Here is a 3,421-nt window from a genome sequence, read left to right as displayed (position 1 = left end):
ACCTGAGGGGCCGGCCGGTCCGGCGGCCGGGTGAGCACCAGCGCGCAGCCCTCGGTCAGCGCCGCGACGACGTCGGCCCACCGCCGGCCCGGATCGTCCACGAGCAGAACCCTCATCGGGTCGCCGCCCATCGACGCGGCGGCGGGGATGTGCGCCTCCGGCAGCCCGACGACGGCGCACCACCGCTCCCCGAGGCCGGCCGTCAACGCCAGGGCGAGAGCGGGCGAACCCTCGACGACGGTGACCGACCCCGGCCGCAGGCCGCCCTCGGGGACCACGGCCCCCAACACGGGGAGCACGGGCACCAACGCAGTCGGTGACAGGGTCGAAAAACCCTGTATGACCTGCGTTGATGGCTCACTCACTCAACCATCATCGAACATAGGTTCGATCGAAATCAAGTCACGGTCACCGGGACCTCCTTCCCGGCTCGCGGCGGGGGAGTCACCCCTCGCCCGCCCTCCGGGTGAACTCCATGACCCAGTTGGTGACCCAGGTCGCCTCCGCGTCGACGGAGAAGGCCTGCTCCCAGCGGGCGGAGTCCTCGGTGACGTCCGACCAGACGAAGCGCACCCGGACGGGGCGCCCCGCGTGGGTGTCGTCCCCGAAGAACTCGCCCCGCCCGTCGGCGAAACGGCCGGTGACCGGCGGGAACAGCGTGCCGGTGCGCCTGTTGGCCCAGTACAGGGACCACTCGCGGCGTTCGGTGTCGTACAGCCGCAGGGTCAGCCCGGCGAACCCCTTCGTGGGGAACTCGATCTCATCGAAGTTCGCCCCGCCCGCGAAGTGCCGCGAGGCGTGGGTGACGCCGGGGAACTCCTCCCACGGGCTCGCCGCGTCGAGGAAGTCCGTCCGCCACCGGTTGGCGACGTCCCAGGTGCCGGTGAGGAAGTCGAAGTCGTTCACGGACGGTCTCCCGTCGTTCCGTCGGGAAGCGAGTCGGCGAGGTAGGCGTCGAGGTCCGGGTGGTCCGGGGCGAGCATGTGGCGCACCCAGGCGTCGCGTTCATGCAGGATCGGCGGCAGCTCCCACACGCAGCCGATGAGTGGTCCGTCCAGACGGACGAAGTTGGCCGGGTCCTGGTCCGGGCACCCGAGGAACGGCTGGCCGCCCGCCGCGGCGGCGAAGTGCAGGGCGTTGTCCCACATCCAGCTGTAGACGTTCAGGTAGGCCCCGCTGTCGGTTCCCCGGTGGAGCACGACGAACGTGGCCGGCGGCGTGCCGTCCGGCTCCGGGAGGAGCTCGGGCAGGGCCGCGTACGCCGCCCGCTCGACCTCCGGTTCCATCCCGGCGGGGCCGGACGTCACGTGGTAGCGCTTGACGCGGCGTCCGCCCACCTCGATCGGCGGACGCACCGACAGCGCTTTCTCGGCAAAAGTCATGGCTGGACCGTAAGGACCATTCACTGCCACGGTGTGTCAGTGAAGTCGAGCCGTCTCCTGTCGATCCTGCTGCTCCTCCAGACCCGGGGGCGGATGACCGCCGCCCGGCTCGCCGAGGAGCTGGAGGTCTCGGTGCGGACCATCTATCGCGACGTCGAGGCGCTGCACGCGGCGGGAGTTCCCCTGTACGCCGACGCCGGGCACTCCGGCGGCTACCGGTTGCTCGACGGCTACCGCACCCGGCTCACCGGGCTGAACCAGGGCGAGGCGGAGGCCCTTTTCCTGTCCGGACTGCCCGGACCCGCCGCCGAGCTCGGGCTCGGCCCGGCACTGACGGCCGCGCAGCTCAAGCTCCGCGCCGCACTCCCACCCGAACTGCGCGCGCAGGCCGACCGGCTGCGGTCCCGCTTCCACCTCGACGCTCCCGGCTGGTACGCCGAGCACGACGACCTGCGCCACCTGCCGCAGGTCGCCGACGCGGTCTGGCGGGGCCGCGTGCTCGACGTCCGCTACCGCCGCTGGAAGGAACCGACCGACGTCGACCGTCGCCTGGAGCCGTACGGCCTGGTGCTGAAGTCGGGCCGCTGGTACCTCGTCGCGGGCCCCGGGCCGCGGACGTACCGGGTGGACCAGATCCTGCGGCTCACCGTACGGGAAGAGACATTCGAGCCGCCCGGGGACTTCGATCTGGCCGGGCACTGGCAGCGGTACCAGGCGGACTTCCACGCCCGTCTCCACCGCGCCGAGGCGACCGTGCGCGTCGCGCCCGGCGCCGTGCACCGCCTCACGGGGACGGCCGCCCGCGCCCTGGCCGAGACGGGCGTGCCCGAGCCGGACGGCTGGATCCGCGCCGTCCTGCCGATCGAGTCGGTCGACCACGCGCACGGACGGTTCCTCGCCCTCGGCGCGGACATCGAGGTCCTCGGCCCACCGGAGCTGCGCTCCCGCCTCGCCGAGACGATCGGCACCCTGGCCACCCGCTACACCACCGCGCAACCGACCGGAGACGGCATCACCCGGGCACCGCGCGGCCGGACAACGGGACTTCGAGACAGGCCCTAGATCGTTGACGGGTTATCGCTGAAGCGGGCCAACGCGAGCGCGGCGCGGGCCGGGCCTGCCCCGGCCGGTGTCTGGAAGCCGGTCAGCAGCACCAGCGGGCCGCGATTGCTCAGCTCCAGGACGCGTTCCAGAGCTGGACAGATGGCCAAGCCGTTCGGTTGACGGTCGTCCCGGGCACGTAGACGACAACGCGGCTTCGTCATCGGCCACCCGGCGCGACGAACCCCACGCGGGGCCGGACGCTTCCACGGTAGGGACCACTGACCAGCACGCACATATCCCATCAACGCCCTAGGGTGAGGCCATGGCCTGGGACACCGAGGGGACGCGGCGCCGGCTGAAGGAGGCGGCGACCATCGAGTTCGCCGAGCGCGGGCCCGACGGCACGACGATGGCCCGGATCGCCGAGCGGGCCGGTATCAACAAAGAGCGCCTCTACAAGTACTTCGGCGACAAACGGGCCCTGTTCGAGACCGTGCTCCGCGACGAGCTGGACAAGCTGGCCGCCGGGGTCGACCTCCCGCCGGGGGGCCTGGCCGACATCGGGGAGTTCGCCGGGCGCACGTTCGACTACCACGCCGCGCACCCGCACCTGGCCCGGCTGCTCCAGTGGGAGGGCCTGGCCGGAGGTCCCCCGGCCGACGAGAAGAACCGCACCGCGCACTACCGCGACAAGGCCGAGGCCTTCGCGGCCGCCCAGCGTGCCGGTGTTCTCGACGACGAGCTCGACCCCGCCCACCTGGTCTTCCTGATCATCGCGCTCGCCGCCTGGTGGTTCTCCGTCCCGCAGGTCGCGTACATGCTCACCGGCGCCGACGCCGACGACCCGGCCGAGCGCGCCCGCCGTCGCGCCTTCGTCGTACGCGCCGCGGAGCGCCTCGCCCTGCCCTCGCGCTGAACGGCGAGCGCCGGGGGACGGACGCGCCCCGTCCGCGTGAGCGGTCCGTCCCCCGCACGGGCTACAGCACGTCGGCGAG

6 protein-coding genes are annotated in these 3,421 nt (G+C 72.5%); 2 read left to right on the top strand and 4 right to left on the bottom strand.

What is annotated here, in order from left to right; all coding sequences use genetic code 11:
• The 3 genes from imuA' to ACFFNX_RS45500 all read right to left on the bottom strand — a co-directional run.
• On the bottom strand, positions 1–299 hold a 299-nt coding region (gene imuA', locus ACFFNX_RS45510), incomplete at its 3' end, for a DnaE2-dependent mutagenesis accessory factor ImuA' (protein ID WP_512699885.1).
• A 145-nt stretch (positions 300–444) separates the two neighbouring features.
• Positions 445–906 (bottom strand): hypothetical protein, encoded by a 462-nt coding sequence (locus ACFFNX_RS45505; RefSeq protein ID WP_378212538.1) that lies wholly within the window; start codon positions 904–906, stop codon positions 445–447.
• A complete protein-coding gene (locus ACFFNX_RS45500; protein WP_378212537.1) occupies positions 903–1,382 on the bottom strand; it encodes a hypothetical protein in 480 nt (159 codons plus the stop codon). The genes ACFFNX_RS45505 and ACFFNX_RS45500 overlap by 4 nt, the downstream gene beginning before the upstream one ends.
• Before the next feature lie 39 nt (positions 1,383–1,421).
• Here ACFFNX_RS45500 and ACFFNX_RS45495 point away from each other — a divergent pair, with 39 nt between their 5' ends.
• Positions 1,422–2,444, top strand: a complete 1,023-nt coding sequence (locus ACFFNX_RS45495; protein WP_378212536.1) for a helix-turn-helix transcriptional regulator — start codon at positions 1,422–1,424, stop codon at positions 2,442–2,444.
• On the opposite strand, the gene ACFFNX_RS45490 is transcribed toward ACFFNX_RS45495, so the two are convergent.
• Positions 2,441–2,647 carry a hypothetical protein gene (locus tag ACFFNX_RS45490; protein WP_378212535.1) on the bottom strand — a complete coding sequence of 69 codons (207 nt, stop codon included), beginning with the start codon at positions 2,645–2,647 and terminating at the stop codon, positions 2,441–2,443. The two genes, ACFFNX_RS45495 and ACFFNX_RS45490, sit on opposite strands and share 4 nt — an antisense overlap.
• Before the next feature lie 101 nt (positions 2,648–2,748).
• On the opposite strand from ACFFNX_RS45490, the gene ACFFNX_RS45485 reads away from it, so the two are divergent.
• Positions 2,749–3,342 carry a TetR/AcrR family transcriptional regulator gene (locus ACFFNX_RS45485; protein WP_378212534.1) on the top strand — a complete coding sequence of 198 codons (594 nt, stop codon included), beginning with the start codon at positions 2,749–2,751 and terminating at the stop codon, positions 3,340–3,342.
• The last annotated feature ends 79 nt before the right edge of the window (positions 3,343–3,421 follow it).

It is taken from the genome of Actinoallomurus acaciae, from assembly GCF_042429965.1.
GTDB classification, from domain to species: domain Bacteria; phylum Actinomycetota; class Actinomycetes; order Streptosporangiales; family Streptosporangiaceae; genus Actinoallomurus; species Actinoallomurus acaciae.
The sequence above is the reverse complement of the archived record's forward strand: the minus strand, read 5'-3'. Positions and strand labels throughout refer to the sequence as shown.

Bases quoted from the DNA above. Each gene is read 5' to 3' on its own strand.
- ACFFNX_RS45485 (WP_378212534.1), top strand. From the start codon at position 2,749: ATGGCCTGGGACACCGAGGGGACGCGGCGCCGGCTGAAGGAGGCGGCG.
- ACFFNX_RS45490 (WP_378212535.1), bottom strand. From the start codon at position 2,647: ATGACGAAGCCGCGTTGTCGTCTACGTGCCCGGGACGACCGTCAACCG.
- ACFFNX_RS45500 (WP_378212537.1), bottom strand. From the start codon at position 1,382: ATGACTTTTGCCGAGAAAGCGCTGTCGGTGCGTCCGCCGATCGAGGTG.